21 protein-coding genes and 1 pseudogene are annotated in these 14,803 nt (G+C 33.5%); 2 read left to right on the top strand and 20 right to left on the bottom strand.

Translation table 11 applies throughout. The annotated features are described in order from the left end of the window. Positions 1–25: 25 nt before the first annotated feature. The 4 genes from NSQ08_RS08945 to ytfJ form a co-directional block, all read right to left on the bottom strand. Positions 26–238, bottom strand: a complete 213-nt coding sequence (locus NSQ08_RS08945) for a hypothetical protein (RefSeq protein ID WP_002012518.1) — start codon at positions 236–238, stop codon at positions 26–28. 69 nt (positions 239–307) lie between these two features. Then, positions 308–628 carry a hypothetical protein gene (locus NSQ08_RS08940; protein ID WP_002118741.1) on the bottom strand — a complete coding sequence of 107 codons (321 nt, stop codon included), beginning with the start codon at positions 626–628 and terminating at the stop codon, positions 308–310. Positions 629–679: 51 nt separating this feature from the next. Then, a complete protein-coding gene (locus NSQ08_RS08935) occupies positions 680–1,456 on the bottom strand; it encodes a hypothetical protein (protein WP_002085994.1) in 777 nt (258 codons plus the stop codon). 160 nt (positions 1,457–1,616) lie between these two features. Beyond that, entirely contained in the window at positions 1,617–2,042 is a 426-nt protein-coding gene (ytfJ, locus tag NSQ08_RS08930) for a GerW family sporulation protein (RefSeq protein ID WP_002127061.1), read from the bottom strand. Positions 2,043–2,173: 131 nt separating this feature from the next. Here ytfJ and NSQ08_RS08925 point away from each other — a divergent pair, with 131 nt between their 5' ends. Further along, a complete protein-coding gene (locus NSQ08_RS08925; protein WP_340773655.1) occupies positions 2,174–2,959 on the top strand; it encodes a GNAT family N-acetyltransferase in 786 nt (261 codons plus the stop codon). 217 nt (positions 2,960–3,176) lie between these two features. Here the strand turns inward: NSQ08_RS08925 and NSQ08_RS08920 are convergent, their stop codons facing one another. From NSQ08_RS08920 to NSQ08_RS08855, 14 genes and pseudogenes are all read right to left on the bottom strand, one after another. Continuing rightward, positions 3,177–3,368: a hypothetical protein gene (locus tag NSQ08_RS08920; protein ID WP_000476179.1), complete on the bottom strand. Its 192-nt coding sequence runs from the start codon at positions 3,366–3,368 to the stop codon at positions 3,177–3,179. Between the two features lie 154 nt (positions 3,369–3,522). Then, a complete protein-coding gene (locus NSQ08_RS08915) occupies positions 3,523–3,711 on the bottom strand; it encodes a hypothetical protein (RefSeq protein WP_097809117.1) in 189 nt (62 codons plus the stop codon). Positions 3,712–3,761: 50 nt separating this feature from the next. After that, positions 3,762–4,010: a DUF4176 domain-containing protein gene (locus NSQ08_RS08910; RefSeq protein WP_000771626.1), complete on the bottom strand. Its 249-nt coding sequence runs from the start codon at positions 4,008–4,010 to the stop codon at positions 3,762–3,764. Between the two features lie 172 nt (positions 4,011–4,182). Next, positions 4,183–4,377 (bottom strand): hypothetical protein, encoded by a 195-nt coding sequence (locus NSQ08_RS08905; RefSeq protein WP_000477204.1) that lies wholly within the window; start codon positions 4,375–4,377, stop codon positions 4,183–4,185. A gap of 4 nt (positions 4,378–4,381) precedes the next feature. Beyond that, a pseudogene (locus tag NSQ08_RS08900) lies at positions 4,382–5,252 on the bottom strand (WXG100 family type VII secretion target). 293 nt (positions 5,253–5,545) lie between these two features. Further along, the gene (locus NSQ08_RS08895) at positions 5,546–5,737 is read right to left on the bottom strand and encodes a hypothetical protein (protein ID WP_001182258.1); all 192 of its coding nucleotides are present in this window, start codon (positions 5,735–5,737) and stop codon (positions 5,546–5,548) included. Positions 5,738–5,852: 115 nt separating this feature from the next. Continuing rightward, positions 5,853–6,032, bottom strand: a complete 180-nt coding sequence (locus NSQ08_RS08890) for a hypothetical protein (protein ID WP_000701193.1) — start codon at positions 6,030–6,032, stop codon at positions 5,853–5,855. An 89-nt stretch (positions 6,033–6,121) separates the two neighbouring features. Continuing rightward, the gene (locus NSQ08_RS08885; RefSeq protein WP_088007896.1) at positions 6,122–6,316 is read right to left on the bottom strand and encodes a hypothetical protein; all 195 of its coding nucleotides are present in this window, start codon (positions 6,314–6,316) and stop codon (positions 6,122–6,124) included. Positions 6,317–6,678: 362 nt separating this feature from the next. Beyond that, the gene (locus NSQ08_RS08880; RefSeq protein ID WP_105589728.1) at positions 6,679–7,047 is read right to left on the bottom strand and encodes a cupin; all 369 of its coding nucleotides are present in this window, start codon (positions 7,045–7,047) and stop codon (positions 6,679–6,681) included. A gap of 12 nt (positions 7,048–7,059) precedes the next feature. Beyond that, positions 7,060–7,545 carry a GNAT family N-acetyltransferase gene (locus NSQ08_RS08875; protein ID WP_002141432.1) on the bottom strand — a complete coding sequence of 162 codons (486 nt, stop codon included), beginning with the start codon at positions 7,543–7,545 and terminating at the stop codon, positions 7,060–7,062. After that, positions 7,542–8,102, bottom strand: a complete 561-nt coding sequence (locus tag NSQ08_RS08870; RefSeq protein WP_340773637.1) for a 2'-5' RNA ligase family protein — start codon at positions 8,100–8,102, stop codon at positions 7,542–7,544. Before NSQ08_RS08870 ends, NSQ08_RS08875 begins: the two co-directional genes overlap by 4 nt. Positions 8,103–8,108: 6 nt before the next feature. Continuing rightward, positions 8,109–8,675, bottom strand: coding sequence for a GNAT family N-acetyltransferase (locus NSQ08_RS08865; protein ID WP_340773633.1), 567 nt, complete (start codon positions 8,673–8,675; stop codon positions 8,109–8,111). Positions 8,676–8,907: 232 nt separating this feature from the next. Continuing rightward, a complete protein-coding gene (locus NSQ08_RS08860; RefSeq protein WP_340773630.1) occupies positions 8,908–10,035 on the bottom strand; it encodes a metallophosphoesterase in 1,128 nt (375 codons plus the stop codon). A gap of 150 nt (positions 10,036–10,185) precedes the next feature. Next, positions 10,186–10,608 (bottom strand): GNAT family N-acetyltransferase, encoded by a 423-nt coding sequence (locus NSQ08_RS08855; protein WP_002193065.1) that lies wholly within the window; start codon positions 10,606–10,608, stop codon positions 10,186–10,188. Between the two features lie 131 nt (positions 10,609–10,739). On the opposite strand from NSQ08_RS08855, the gene pdxR reads away from it, so the two are divergent. Further along, positions 10,740–12,140, top strand: a complete 1,401-nt coding sequence (pdxR, locus tag NSQ08_RS08850; RefSeq protein ID WP_340773625.1) for a MocR-like pyridoxine biosynthesis transcription factor PdxR — start codon at positions 10,740–10,742, stop codon at positions 12,138–12,140. A 46-nt stretch (positions 12,141–12,186) separates the two neighbouring features. Here pdxR and NSQ08_RS08845 read toward each other — a convergent pair whose 3' ends face one another. Further along, positions 12,187–13,044, bottom strand: coding sequence for a YitT family protein (locus NSQ08_RS08845; RefSeq protein ID WP_002189389.1), 858 nt, complete (start codon positions 13,042–13,044; stop codon positions 12,187–12,189). 169 nt (positions 13,045–13,213) lie between these two features. Next, complete coding sequence (locus NSQ08_RS08840) at positions 13,214–14,422, bottom strand: macrolide family glycosyltransferase (RefSeq protein ID WP_002031509.1); 1,209 nt, start codon at positions 14,420–14,422, stop codon at positions 13,214–13,216. Positions 14,423–14,803 lie beyond the last annotated feature (381 nt).

Below are 14,803 nucleotides of genomic sequence, written 5' to 3'. Positions count from 1 at the left end.
ACACACCAAGTTATACTTGGTGTGTTCATTCATGATACAACATGATATGACCGCATCCACAACAATGCTTCGCTGTAATTTCTTGAAAAACTGGATAATTTTCTTCATCTCTATGCTCAATAAACACCTTTTCAAATCGGTACATGTTTGGCGCATATGCCCAATCTTGTTTCGTACGTGCATATAATGTTGAAGAAAAAAACTCCTCACCACCACAAACGATACATCCCTTCTTCATCAATACCCCTCCTATGCTTGTCTTACTTCATCTATATGAACATAAGCATAAAAAAAAGACCTTCTATTACTAGAAAGTCTTCTCTGAAACAAAAAGAAATGTACCGAATATACCTACTCCGCTATATTCTTTCGTAACACCAGCTTCTGTTTTATACGTTTGCTTTACAGTCATAAAGAAAACACCATTTCGTGCATCAATACTTTCAAACTGTAATTTCTCTTTTTTTTCATCTACATTTTGCGTGCATTCAAAGCTACTCTCGTCACATTTCAATGCATACTTATCCTCTAAATACAATTTAAAATCTGATTCTTTCGGACAAGTTATAAGTAATATTGCCACGAGAATAATACTTACAATACCCACAATTGTATAATATTTCTTCATTTGTTCTCCTTTCAAAAGACAAGAAAACTTGACTTCATGCGCCAAGTTTTCTTAGTCTACAACCCATTGCCACTCTTGTTCTTTCTTATCAAAAATGAGCCAACCCGTTTCTGTTGCTTCCGCTTTCAATTCATCGATATTATCTAGTACCTCATCCGTACTTTCGAATGATCCTACTACATATACCGGAATTTCAAGACCTCTTCTCGACTCAATTTTCCCCGCTAAATCAATGTATAATCCATCTTCCATTAACGGCATAAGCCCAAGGATAACTTCCTTTGAAATTGCTGGGAAAATTTTTGATTTTTGGAAGAAAGTAAAACGTTTCTTTCCAAACGAACCGAGTTTATATGGAATCACTTTACTCAGCATTCCTACAAAATCACCGATTCTACGGTAATACACTTTGTTGTACCAACCGTCATCATGTGAAAAATAAACGAACCTATTCTTCAACAATGGGAAGAACGTTCTTCCAAGTGGTTCTTTTTTGTGAGCCAAATATAATAATTCTGCAATTTCTTTTGGCTCTAACTCATCTAAATCGCTTGCATCATCGAAATCTACCCAACAAAATTCATCAAATTCATCAATCTCTGCTTGAATGAGTTTATGTATGTTTTCTTCCTCAACATATTCAAATAAAGTATGATAATGAAAATCTGTCCACTCAAAATTATGCTTTAAAAGCAATACTTGATGAAGCGGTGAAGGGATGTTACTTGCAAACTCTTTAAACGTAATTCCAGATGTAATAAAACAATGACCCCGACGATTACCATTAATATATATCATATTGTTTACTTGGTCAGATCCTCCAGACAAAGCACCTAGCCACCTTCGTTTTATATGTTTCAATTCTATAGCATATTTTAACATGAAAAATTTTAGAAACATAGAAAAAACTTCAAAAACTATTTACAATTTCATGTGTTTTATTACATACTGATTACAAGAAAAAACGCCTGCTTATGAGCAGGCATTTTTAAAGGATTTCATCTGGGTTTTGAGGGTGATGATTTCCCTCTTTCTTTTCATCTGTTTGGAACATCGATTGAATTTTATCAATTGTTTGTGGAGCTAATTCAATTATTTTTTCTGCTAAATGTGTCGCATTTTGTAAATGAAGAATATTTACCCCGTCTTTATTCACGACTAGAAATGCTACTGGTGTAATAGAAACACCACCCGCGCTACCGCCACCAAATGCAGGGTTACCGTTCGCTCTTTGTCCATCATTCGTTTGGAAATCAGAACCTCCTGCTCCAAAACCGAACGCTACTTTAGAAACCGTTAACACTACACCACCGTCAGCCGTTTGAACAGGCTCTCCAACAATCGTATTTACATCGACCATTTCTTTTAAATTTTCCATTGCCGCTTTCATTAACCCTTGAATTGGATGATCCACCGTTCATAACCTCCTTTGTCATATCTTTCCTAGTTTTTCCGAAAGTTGGTGAACTAAACATAAAATTTTATATTGATTTCAAAAAACTTAAGTTGTAATATTTAGAAAAATAAAAAAGAGGTCGATTTTTTATGATGAGAAAATTAACAAAGAAAGATCATGAACAAGTATTCGCTTACCTAAAAGAAGAAGCAGCCCTTAACTTGTTTATTATTGGGGATTTAGAAGCTTTCGGTTATGAAACAGACTTTCAAGAATTATGGGGCGTATATAAAGAGAATGGAACATTAAAATCGATTTTACTTCGCTTTCACGATACATTTATACCGTATAGTAAAGAAGAGTTTGTGGTTACTGACTATGAGGCACTTCTTTCCGCATATAAGCCGCTTAAACTCTCTGGCAAGTCAACTATTGTAGAAAGATTTGAAACTGCTCCAAGTGTACAACTAGGCGCCAAAAATGAAATGTATTTTTGCGAATGTCTAAATGACAGCAACTTACCTAGCACACCAATTCATGAAACAATTAAACTTGCCTCACTCGATGATATAGAACGAATTATGAAATTACGAAGTGACATTGCTGAATTTCCAGTTGCTAATGAATCAGAGAAAATATTAAGACAAACTCTCGAAACAAATACAGGACGTACATATTATATTGAAAAAGACGGTGCTATTATCGTATCTGCTTCTACTTCCGCTGAAAATTCACTATCGGCTATGGTTGTTGGAGTCTGCACACATCCGAATCATCGCGGGAATGGATATGCTTCGCTCATATTACAGAAAATGATCCAAGACTTTACGAAAGAAGGCCGAACGCTTTGCTTATTTTATAACAATCCAGCTGCTGGACGAATATATAAACTTTTAGGGTTTAAAGATATTGGGATGTGGACGATGTATCGATAATAATGCATAATACACGCAGAAGAGGCTGCCTATTATAAGTAGCCTCTTCTGCGTATAACTAATATCTATTCACATGTACTCCGCTTGTCGTTACTATATGATATACTATGAATTTACTTGTTAACTCTTGTTAATTTCTATAACATAAAAAAACAATTTAAATCTTTTATCTTTACAACTGAACCAATTAGGAACGCTTTATCGTTATTCTCTGTTCTTATTTAGATATATTTTTCGACTTGCTACTGAAATTTTCTAATAAATAGGAAATTCCAATACCTACTCCACCAATAATTAGAGCAACAATAGCTGTTAAAACCCTTTTTCCCATTGGCTGCGGAAAGAAGAAGGAAGAAAAAAATAACACTGCGGTAAAAATACACATTAAAATGCGCCCTTGTTTAAACATGCTTGATTGCTCCTTTTTTCTTTGTTAAATAAAAAATCAGCCCTCCATTACCAGGGAGATAACGTTAAAAGAGGCGACCAGTAGGCCACCCCCAAGTAAAGCTATTAGTCATACATGTTATATATTTTCAACTGATATTCCATGCAATCTATCTCTATTTTACCCTTTTCTTTTTTCGATTTCTAAATATAATCTCTAATACAATTACCGTACTGAATCCTACAGTTAGTTGTAAAACTGTAAACAGCAATTTATCATTTAGAGGCATTGTAGGTACACTCCACAGCAGTACTGGAGGGATAAGTATGCCAATGATTACAAGGGTTCTCATTATTTCCCCCATTTTATTTCCCCTATCTTATTTTTTAAATCTATATGTATTTTTCAACTAATCTACAATTCTAATAATTTCTCACGTAGAACTAATTCACTCTCAGTCATATACCCTCTATGCATTTCCTCTACAATCTTATCATGATTAAAACAAAGTACTTTTTCATCACCTAGATAGCCCACTGGATAAGGAACGCCCACATAATCAAAATCACGTTTATCTGCTGATACAACCATTCTTCCAATGATCATAATAATCGGTTCTACCTCTTCTAGTTTTACTACTGTTCCGATTGGTAAAAGTTTCATTTATTCATTCCCCTTTATATATTTTTTGATAAAAGTGTTCAATAAGCAATTAAGACCACATAGCTATTACACCAAATAAAAGTATTACAAATACATTTATAATTTTTATATTAATGTCTGCAGTTACCATAAAACTTGCAATTACTCAATTATACTTTCTTATTTAAGTACATTAATTATCTCTATTCTTTTTAAATTTATTAGTGATGTATTCTAATAAATTTGTAGTCCCAAGAGACATTACACCTAATACAAGTATAAAAGTGAAAATAATAATTTTCCCTTTTAAATCTAAAGGAAAAAACAAACTAGCAATAGCCATTGCTATAAACCCAACAATTTTAATAATTTTTGACGATTTAAACATTCTCTTATTCCTCTTCCCCACGCTTTTTGAATTTTGCAAATAGACCACCACCAACTTTTCCACCACCAACATACGCACCAGTTTCTTGACCTACATGAAACTTATAACCAAACGTCCCCAAACCAAATTCAGCTCGCACTTCGAGATCGTGATCTTTAAAAAATGGAATAATATTTGGAATATCAATTCTATCTAGCTTTGCTTCATATTTTTGTATTGTCACTTCTGCATCATCTTTAAACGTATAATCCTCAACCCCGTATATAACTGAAGCATCTATGAATTTTTGTGTTACTGATATTTCTGAAACATAAGGGTTTTTAAACGAAAGACTATCCTCGAATCCTGTAACTCCGCCCTTCACTCCAAGAATCTTCCCTGTCAATACATCTTCTTTTATCGTATCAAATTTATAAGGAAGTCCCACCTCTAGCTCTGCATGCCCAGCTTTGAACCCTAGCTTACTATTCTCAGAAAGTTCATATTCTCCCTCTAGTAATGACCCTTCTGTTTTAATATGATAGCGATCCTCTGTATTTACTTTTGTTGAACCTGTAAGTGTTTTATAATCCCCGTTAAAATGGTGGAAGCCATCGCAATAGCAACATCCATATTATCTACCTGCTCAAATTTATTAGCAGAATCAAGAAGAAACTTCTCAAGTGGCTCTAATATGGTTATAAATTGCGCCATCTTAAAAGATGAATCGCGGAAATCCATATTAAATTTCATATAAGTTGAGCCCAACCAATTACTAGAAATCATATCAATATCTCGTTTTAGTCGCTCCTGTGTTGCAGTTGTATTCGTGATAGTTGATCTAATATCCCTGCCACTTTTCTCAACTGTTCAGGAGTAACTTTTATATCCCCCATAGCCATTCTCTTTTTAAATATTTATATGGGGATATTTTACCATATAAAATTAATTTTACAGAATAATATTTTTTATACTCTTAAAAATCCGAAAACTCCCCCTCCTCAAGAGAAGCAATTTTAATCAATACTATTAAATGCACAGATAGCTGATAACGAGACGGAAGCAATTCCTAGTATTCTTTTCCTAGATTATTTGTACACAAAAAAGAGCAACCTGCGTGGGCTACTCTTCCTGAAATCGCTCTTCATGGGAAAAATTATTGTGATAATTCCCCCCTATTTTATTAGTCTTATTTATTATTAAGTTTACTATACATCCGTTCGTAAAGTTTATTAGTACCAAGTGCACATGCTCCTAAAATAAGAACACCTATAATAAAGCCAACCTTTTTAGGTAATTCATACGGAGACATAATAGCAACTACAAGAAATATAGCAATCGCGACATATGTAATATATTTTCCAACCTTAAATGGCTGCATAATAATATGCTCCTCTCTTAATCCTCAAACTTAATGGTACCACCTAGTCCATAACTATCTCTAACATATAATCCCGTTTCTTATCCTAATTATTATTCCTCCTTCAATCTAAGTTTCATTTACTCATCCTCCTTTTAATATACTCCATTAAATTAATTGCTCCTATCGCCATTGCTCCCCAAAAGATCACACCAAATGTATATATAATCTTTTCTTTTATTGAATATGGCCCCATCAGCCCGACAGCGACTGAAATTACAACTAGTATTACCATTATAATTTTCGGAATCTTCATCACCTTACTACTCCTTATCTGTCTTCTCAAATTTTACAAATCTACAACTTTGGACTTTACTACTGTTCCCACTTGTAAAAGCTTCATTTTCATTCCCTTTTATCTTTTGTTTTTCCAATAAAGTCCATTAAATAGGTAAATCCAATTGCTAATCCGCCAAAAACAAGTACAAAAAAGAAAGTAAGTATACGATCTCCTAATGACTGCGGAAAAAATAATGAGAGTAGTGCAATAATAGGTACTGTTATTAAATATATAGTTCTCATTCGCTTGAAAGGTAGCATTTATTTACTCCTTTTTCCATTGAATTTCTCCATAAAATTTATAATAAATGTGTTCCATACTAGAGAAAATCCAGTAAATATAAAAACAGCTAGCGAAATAACAATTTTATCCCGCATTAACGGGCAGTAAGACCCCACCTCAAAGGTCGAATGGAACAAAAAAGTTAGGGGGAGATCAACTGCCCGTAAACGCCCGATTGGTTCAACTAATAATCCGCGGGGGATGAACACCCCCCACGGATTAAAGTTTCACTTTATCTTTCCACGTTTCTCCATTTATCATAGCGAGTGTGATTAATAGTACTGCTGCACAGATTACTATTTGCGTAACTTTGTGCATAGTAATCTCCTCCTTACACACCTTAATCATCAAACTTTCCCACTTCTTTCATTAAAACTCCTTTCTCAAGTCCCTCCGACTCAATTACAATTGCCATCAAGCCCTTTTCCGTACTCGTCTCATGTAACTCACCCTTCTCCCAAAACACAGCTTGTCCAGCTTCTACCTTCACTTTTTCTTTATCTGCCCCGCATACATATCCTTCACCATCCACAATAAGAAGCAGTTGAGATACAACTGCTTCATGATATCCGATAATTCCATTCTCTTGTAAATGCATGGCACCGATATGTATATTCCCTTGATGATTTAATATTTTTGTCATTATGAAATTAGATTGAAATGCTGATATGTGCTTCCCAGCTTCTGCACTGAAATCAAATATTTTCATTCCTACTCCTCCCTATATGTATAAAACCATCCTTACTGTCTGCATCAAATGCCCTTCAAAATCTTCTTCAAATTGCTCTAAAGCTGCAAAACCTTTCGCTTCATAAAAGCGCTTTCCTTTTTCATTTGCTGCTTCTACATGTATGTACAGTTTCCGAATCCCTTTAAGTCCGTTAATCCCTCTTTTTAACAAAGCACTTCCTATCCCTTTTCCTTGCTGATCTGGTAACAAATAAATCGCACCTAATTCTGCTTCATTTTGCAGTCTAACGGGTGAAAAATTCGCAAATCCAATTACTTCTCCCTCTTCTTCTGCAACGAATAAATGTGTATTTTTAAGACGATATTTCATTTTTTCATCAGAATAGGCTTCATCTAAAAAACTATTTTGAATCTCTCTCGGAATAATTCCTTCGTAAGTATCATGCCAAGCTATTTTTGCTACGTTTTGTACAGCATGAATATCTTCTTGCTTCATTTCTCTAATTACATATGTCATCTCGATGTCTCCATTCTCTTTAAATTATATTCTGCTAATATACTAGAAGAAATGGCAAAACCATCTTCAAAATTTACCTTAATTAATTTTAACTTCTCAATCGAAGCTAGTGTAACATTAAATTTTTCATATATATATTCCATTACACTTAAAAATTGATTTGAATTTAACCCATTAGCAATCGTGCAATGCGGAATCCATTTTCCTGGAACGTAATAGGACTGTGGATTATCATGAAAAGTTTTGAAATAATCATGATAAGAATGATGAAGTCTTAATAATTCATCAGTAATGGTTGGTGCTAGAAAGATCGTTCCGTTAGTAGGAAAAGTTCCAACTGAAGGAAAAGTTACAGCGGAGATGTTCTCTTGAAAAACTACAAACTCCTCTAATTTCTTCGTATATAAATTAACATCTAACTCATTATAATCAGCCAATGTAATATGTGGTTCTACTCCAGCTAGTTGATTTATTCCAATTATATTTGTTAATTCATTTTGCAATTCTTTAATTTTATTAGTAAACACACTATCCAATGTAGCAATAATAGCGTACATGCTTCCTCACCCCTTCGTTACACATAGCGCTTCCCATTCTTCACGAATCATTCCCATTCGAATAGAATCATAGTATGTCCCGTTATAATATCGGCATTTTCGCATTCTACCTTCTAAGCTCATTCCTATTTTCTCCGCTACTCTCATCATTCTTTCATTGCCAGACCAAGTTGTGAGCCCCACTCTACCAATCTCCATATTTTCAAATAGCAAATCTCTATATAGTTTTAATGCTTCTGTACCATATCCACCATTCCAGTATGCTGGGTCATAAATTACGATTCCCATTTCTAACCAACGCGTCGGTTTATGTTCCCAATAAAATCCGACTGTCCCTATAATTTGACCGTTATTTTCTATTATTAAATTTGATAGCGGTTCTTCTTGTAAACGAGTTTGCATCTTCTCTTTATAGGACGAATATTCTTGCATTGAGAACGGAAAATACGGTGCATCCCATTTTTTCCACTCTGGATTTTCTTCTTTATATATGAAGCTCCATAATGTTTTTATATCTGATTCTTCAATTGTACGAATTGTAACTTTGTTCCCCTTTAATATAACGTTTTGCATAATTCCCTCCTACATTCCTCTTTATTTCATATACAATTATAATATTTTTTCAGAAAAATCAAAACAAATATCATTTATTATATTGTATAATTTTGTTATAAAATACGAATTATTTATGTAAATTAGCCTATTTTTTCGAGTTTAATTTAGAAACGGAACTTCGGAAAAAATCAGATGAAGTACGAACTCGTAACATAGTTAATAAAAAATAGGAGGTTATATCCCTCCCATTTTAGCTAAATATTGTATTCCTCTTCTTTTCTATCTCAAGTAGAATTCCTTTCTCTATCCAGCCTTCTACACCATCTTTTTTAATTAAATCATATCCGACACAACTACCATCAATGAGAGAAACAACATCCCCGTTTCTAACGCTTAATTGTGCACAAGAAATATCCGTTTTCACTGTATACTCACCTGATTCAAGTTGCTTTATATACTCGTTTTTCACATGAAGTAATTCATTTGTTCCTAGTTGTTTACATACGGTAAAACCTTTCATTCTCTCCACAGGCTCTATATAATAATGCGGATATGTAACCCCGCCCTGCATTACTGAATTCGCATTAAAATCGGCCAATACTTCATACTGCGGAAAATGATCTACATATGTATAAGAAAACGTATCACCTGAAGTTGTCCTCTGAATAATAAATGCATTTAATTGCCCTGCTTCTTTAATCGCATTACCACCATCAATCGCAATAATTTTTTTCTCCTTATCAATAACTGGATTGTTAGACGGCGCCTCCTCGGAATAGTTCACAACAGGCCAATGTCCAACAATTACGTACTTATCCGCTCTATGTGACTTATTAAAAAACTCCGGCATTGCAATTGCATTTTTCCTGTCTGTTTGTCTCCAATTCTCTCTATCTTCAAGACCAGCATGTACAAAGATATAATCTTCTGTTTCAATCGCTGTCGGCAATTCTGTTAGCCACTTTATTTCTTTTGAAAAATAGCTCATCAATATGTTTTTCACTTCACAAATATCACTTTCTTCATTAACTGTAACGTTCAATTGCCCTAGCCATTCATTAAAAATTGTATTTTTTCGCGTACATAAATAATTTATTAGCGCAGGATTTTCATTTACAAGCGCTTCAACTACAACTTCACAATTCCCTTCAACTACATAAACATTTGGCTTGCTAACTACTAAATCCATCACATAGTTTACGACGCCAATGCTATCGTTCCCCTTCTCACAAAGGTCTCCATTTATAATTAAATAATCATCATCTTTAAAATTAACTTTATGTAATAATTCCTTTAAAAGATTTAATTCGCCATGAATATCAGATATTACGATAACTCTTACACCTTTTGGGATTAATAGTTTCTGAATTTTTTCCAAGTATAAACTCTCCTAACCTTCTTTTAATTCCATATTATCGTCTCAATTATAAAGAGACTATTCGACAAAATAAGTAATTAACCCTCCTCATTCTTCAATTCTAAATTAAAAGGGGTTCCATATGTTCTCACACATAGACCCCCCTTACTATTATAATTCTTTATAAAAAGAATAGCTTACCTTATCATAGCCTTCTCTTTCATAAAAACGATGTGCATCAACTCTTGGAAACGCTGATGTAAGAACGATAGAACTGCACCCTTTTTCTTCCCCCCACTTTTCTACATATGACAGCAGAACCTTACCATATCCTTTTGATCTGTGAGCTTCTGCAGTTACAAGATCATATACGAAAACATGTTTCTCATTATAAAAATTCGTACAAATCGCTACACCAGCTAGACTAACAACTTCGTCATCTTCATTCTGTAACGAGAGTAGTTTATAATTTTCTTTTTTCATTTTTTGAAATAAAGAACTTGCTTCTTCTCTTGAAATTTTTGTTCGTAATTGCTGTAATACAGGGAATACATCATGTAAATCAGCTTCTGTTACTATTTCTCTAATATTCATTTTGATTCTCCTCTTTCTATTTATTAAATTTTCTAAATGTTGTATCATCATTATAAAAAGTAACTGCCCTTAACTTAAGTGACAGTTCGATTATTTTTTATATGGCCAGTTTTTAAAGGAGAATTCTTAAAATGGATCTTACTATCCCATTACAATTAGAAAGTAAAACACCAATTTATTTACAAATTTACGAATATATGAAACGAGAAATCTCTCAGGGATCACTGCCTGCCGGTACACGCCTTCCTTCTCACAGAAATTTAGCGATACAACTTAATGTTAGCCGTATTACTGTTGAATCTGCTTATCAACAATTACTAGCTGAAGGTTATGTAGAAAGTAAACCGAAGCGCGGGATTTTTGTTGTGGAAGTTGATATTGATGTCATTCAAAATAAACAACAAGTTGTGTCAAACAGCGCTAACAATATAAAAAAAGAACAATATGACTATGATTGTAGCCAAGGGCTGATTGATCAAAAAGCTTTTCCAATTACAAACTGGAAAAGAGCATTACAAGAAACTTTATTCCAGTATGAAAATGAATTATTTGCTAAAGAAGATCCTCAAGGTGAGTTCATTCTACGAGAACATATTTCAAAATATTTATACCATGCTCGCGGGGTACATTCTACACCTGATCAAATTATTATTGGAGCCGGTACGCAGCCTCTTCTTTGGTTACTACTCCAACTGCTTGGTTCAAAAAAAGAATATGGAATCGAAAACCCTGGATTTCACCGTATAACTGCTATGATTCAACGTTCTGCTCTTCCTGTTCACCCTATATCTCTAGATGAGAAAGGGATTCATATTTCAGCTTTACATGAATCAAGTGCTAATGTAGCATACGTCACTCCATCTCACCAATTTCCTCTTGGAATGATTATGCCATTATCTAGAAGGCTCGAATTATTAAGATGGGCCAATGATTGCGAAGGATATATTATTGAAGATGATTATGACGGGGAATTTCGTTATGTAGGAAAACCTATCCCCTCTTTACAGGGACTAGATTCAAATGAACGCGTTATTTATATGGGAACTTTCTCGAAATCCTTTTTACCTTCTTTGCGAATGGGGTATATCGTCTTACCACCTCATCTTTTAAAAATCTATAAAGCGCTTGGAGGCATGTTTAAACAAACTGTTTCTACCCTGCAGCAACTTTCCTTTGCAACCTTTATTCAAAATGGGGATTGGGAACGCCATATTAATCGAAGTCGTACGTTATATAAAAGAAAACATATTTCTTTAGTTAAATCTATTACAAATGAAATGGGCAATAACGTTCATATACTCGGTGAACAATCAGGGCTTCATATCGTACTTCATGTTCATAATGGGATGAACGAACAAGAACTTATTCATGCTGCTGCAAAACAGCGAATCAAGTTGTATCCTCTCTCCACATATGATTCTGTACATAATTTAAGAGAGGCGTCATATGTATTACTCGGTTTCGGCAGTATTCCCGAAGATAGTATCGAAACGGTTGTCAAATTACTGAAAAAAGTCTGGTTCCCTAACTAAAAATAACTCCACGTAAGTTATACTTACGTGGAGTTATTTTTAGTCACTATTTTTCTGATACTTGCCCTGATCTCGCTGTCCTTCCTGGACGCTTAACACCAGTTGTTTCTGTTGAATAAGAAGCTTCAATTATAGCGGTTGGATCTACAGAGAGAACGAGATCTTTCATTTTTGGATAAATGAAACGGTTTGTAATACAATAAATGATTTTCTTGTGCTCTCCTAAAAAACCACCTTCTCCATGTAGATACGTAACGGATAATTGCAATTCTTTCATAAGCAAATCGCCTATTTCTTTATTTTTCCCAGAAATAATCATAACGCTCTTTCCTTGATTAATACCATCTAATATGAAATCAATCATTTTCGTAACAATATAGAAAATAGCTAATGAGAACATCGCTTGTTCGATTGAAAATAAAATGGCAACAAAAATGAAAATAACCGCATTTACAGCAAGTAAAAATGTACTAATTGGTACTTTAAAATGCTTGTTCATCCAAACAGCTAACATTTCTGACCCATCAATTGCTCCACCCATTTTTACAACAATCCCAACACCAACTCCAAATAGAACTCCTCCATAAAGTACAATTAATAATTCCGAAGTTGTAATTGCTGGAAATGGCTTTAAATAAATCAATCCAAGTGTTGTAACAACATTTGCATAAGACGTACGGATAAAGAACTTCTTACCCATTACTTTTGCAGTAAATAACAAAATAGGAATATTAAGTCCTAAAAACACTCCGTAAAGCGGTAATCCTGCAACTTTATTTGCCATAATAGCAATCGCAGTTACCCCACCGTCTACTAGGCCATTAGGCGCTAAAATAAGTTCTAGTGAGCCCGCTACAATAATGGATCCAATTGTTAATAATACGTATTCGAATAATTTTTTCATTCATTACCCCCAAAACTTATATATTTTCTTAGTATTATTTTAACGTAATTTTACTACTAATTGAAAGATATCAGTTTATATACACAAAAGTTTCACCTTTATAGTGATTTTTTATGTAATTTATTTATAAAAACACACTTACGTATTTCAGTAAGTGTGCTCCAAACATTTATTTAAGTTTTAAGTATGAATTCACTTTCATTTTAAATATTTCATCAACTGCTCTATTATACCCACCAGCATTTCGAAGTGACTCTCCAACTTTACGACTATTTTCCTTAAACGTTACATCATACATTACTTTCTTTACAGTCTCACCTAACAATTCAGAAGTTAATTCTTTACGATTAAGCCTTATTCCAGCTCCTACTTCACTCACTCGTTTCGCAACTAAAGGCTGATCTCCTGTTACCGGAATTACAACTAACGGGACACCGTAATATAGTGCTTCACTCGAACTATTCATACCACCGTGTGTCACGAATACATCAGCGTACTGTAATACTTCTAATTGCGGCACATAATTATACAACTTAAAGTTATTCGGAATGTTTTCAAATTGACTTATATTTATCTTCTTACCAACAACTAATACGACTGTCGCTTCTACATCTTTAAACGCTTCAAAACATTTTTCATATAACTCAGGTTGTTCATTAAAAACTGTTCCCATAGAAATGAAAATCAATTGTTTATCTTTTAAATCTTCCATAGGAAAGCTATCTACTTCTTTTCGAGTAGCAATTGATGGACCGACAAACTTATACGATTCATCGAATACATCTGAACGCGGCTGATATTCCTTTGAAGTATATACAATAGTAATATCACCAGGATGATTCATAATATCATACATATTAATACATTTCATTCCATACTGCCTATTCCATTTTTCCATTCCCGCTAAACAAGATTGATATAATGGATTAGTTTCATCTACTTGTCTCGATTCTTGTTCATCATTAAAAGTAATGTACTGATTAAAAGCAAACGTTGTACAAGAAGAAACGCTAGGTAATTTTAAAACATTCGCTATAATACGTCCTACTGGAAAATGATTATCATATATCAAGTAATCGTACTTTTCCCCTTTTGTTTCTTCTACAATTTGAGTAACAATACGCTCTGATGCTTCAATCATATGAGATAGCATCGTCAAAGGACTCCCACCTTCATTTACTCGTTCCATAATATTAATTTGAGAGAGGAAATTCTCAAACACTCGGAATTCTGCACCTGTTGCTTCAATCTTCTTTCTATAATCTTCAATACAATACGAAACAACTGTTTCCCCTCGCCGAATTAACTCACTTACAATAGCTAAAGTCGGATTTATATGACCTTCTCCAGGGAAATTTATTACGAGTACATTTGCCATAATATTCTCTCCTATCTAATATAATCAATAGTTAATCATATTAATTAATTTAAAACTATTAAGTAATCTATTCTACTTCTTCATATTTTTCTCTTCATTTTATTATTGAGAAATATTTTTCATAACCTACATTATAACTCTTATAAAAGTAGACTTAACCTTTCATTTATTGAAAAATACGGGATTTACATTCAGGCATTTTTCAGATTTATCATCAGAAACATTATTTTGATAATTCATACAAAACTAGAAAAATATAATTTTCACACTGATTTCTCACCATAAATTTATTTAAGTTCTATGTTGTCACCATCATTATCCACTTGGTACATATTCTGTTATATAATGAATTTATAGAATTTACAGAATAAGGAGTCCTTT

Origin of the sequence: Bacillus sp. FSL E2-8887, from assembly GCF_038007205.1 — a bacterium.
Lineage (GTDB): Bacteria > Bacillota > Bacilli > Bacillales > Bacillaceae_G > Bacillus_A > Bacillus_A mycoides.
The sequence above is the reverse complement of the archived record's forward strand: the minus strand, read 5'-3'. Positions and strand labels throughout refer to the sequence as shown.

Bases quoted from the DNA above. Each gene is read 5' to 3' on its own strand.
- NSQ08_RS08910 (WP_000771626.1), bottom strand. From the start codon at position 4,010: ATGAAACTTTTACCAATCGGAACAGTAGTAAAACTAGAAGAGGTAGAA.
- NSQ08_RS08870 (WP_340773637.1), bottom strand. From the start codon at position 8,102: ATGTACGCTATTATTGCTACATTGGATAGTGTGTTTACTAATAAAATT.
- NSQ08_RS08895 (WP_001182258.1), bottom strand. From the start codon at position 5,737: ATGCAGCCATTTAAGGTTGGAAAATATATTACATATGTCGCGATTGCT.
- NSQ08_RS08885 (WP_088007896.1), bottom strand. From the start codon at position 6,316: ATGCTACCTTTCAAGCGAATGAGAACTATATATTTAATAACAGTACCT.
- NSQ08_RS08890 (WP_000701193.1), bottom strand. From the start codon at position 6,032: ATGAAGATTCCGAAAATTATAATGGTAATACTAGTTGTAATTTCAGTC.
- NSQ08_RS08875 (WP_002141432.1), bottom strand. From the start codon at position 7,545: ATGACATATGTAATTAGAGAAATGAAGCAAGAAGATATTCATGCTGTA.
- NSQ08_RS08845 (WP_002189389.1), bottom strand. From the start codon at position 13,044: ATGAAAAAATTATTCGAATACGTATTATTAACAATTGGATCCATTATT.
- NSQ08_RS08920 (WP_000476179.1), bottom strand. From the start codon at position 3,368: ATGTTTAAACAAGGGCGCATTTTAATGTGTATTTTTACCGCAGTGTTA.
- NSQ08_RS08865 (WP_340773633.1), bottom strand. From the start codon at position 8,675: ATGCAAAACGTTATATTAAAGGGGAACAAAGTTACAATTCGTACAATT.
- NSQ08_RS08855 (WP_002193065.1), bottom strand. From the start codon at position 10,608: ATGAATATTAGAGAAATAGTAACAGAAGCTGATTTACATGATGTATTC.
- NSQ08_RS08840 (WP_002031509.1), bottom strand. From the start codon at position 14,422: ATGGCAAATGTACTCGTAATAAATTTCCCTGGAGAAGGTCATATAAAT.
- NSQ08_RS08905 (WP_000477204.1), bottom strand. From the start codon at position 4,377: ATGTTTAAATCGTCAAAAATTATTAAAATTGTTGGGTTTATAGCAATG.
- NSQ08_RS08940 (WP_002118741.1), bottom strand. From the start codon at position 628: ATGAAGAAATATTATACAATTGTGGGTATTGTAAGTATTATTCTCGTG.
- NSQ08_RS08915 (WP_097809117.1), bottom strand. From the start codon at position 3,711: ATGGGGGAAATAATGAGAACCCTTGTAATCATTGGCATACTTATCCCT.
- NSQ08_RS08945 (WP_002012518.1), bottom strand. From the start codon at position 238: ATGAAGAAGGGATGTATCGTTTGTGGTGGTGAGGAGTTTTTTTCTTCA.
- pdxR (WP_340773625.1), top strand. From the start codon at position 10,740: ATGGATCTTACTATCCCATTACAATTAGAAAGTAAAACACCAATTTAT.
- NSQ08_RS08880 (WP_105589728.1), bottom strand. From the start codon at position 7,047: ATGAAAATATTTGATTTCAGTGCAGAAGCTGGGAAGCACATATCAGCA.
- NSQ08_RS08925 (WP_340773655.1), top strand. From the start codon at position 2,174: ATGATGAGAAAATTAACAAAGAAAGATCATGAACAAGTATTCGCTTAC.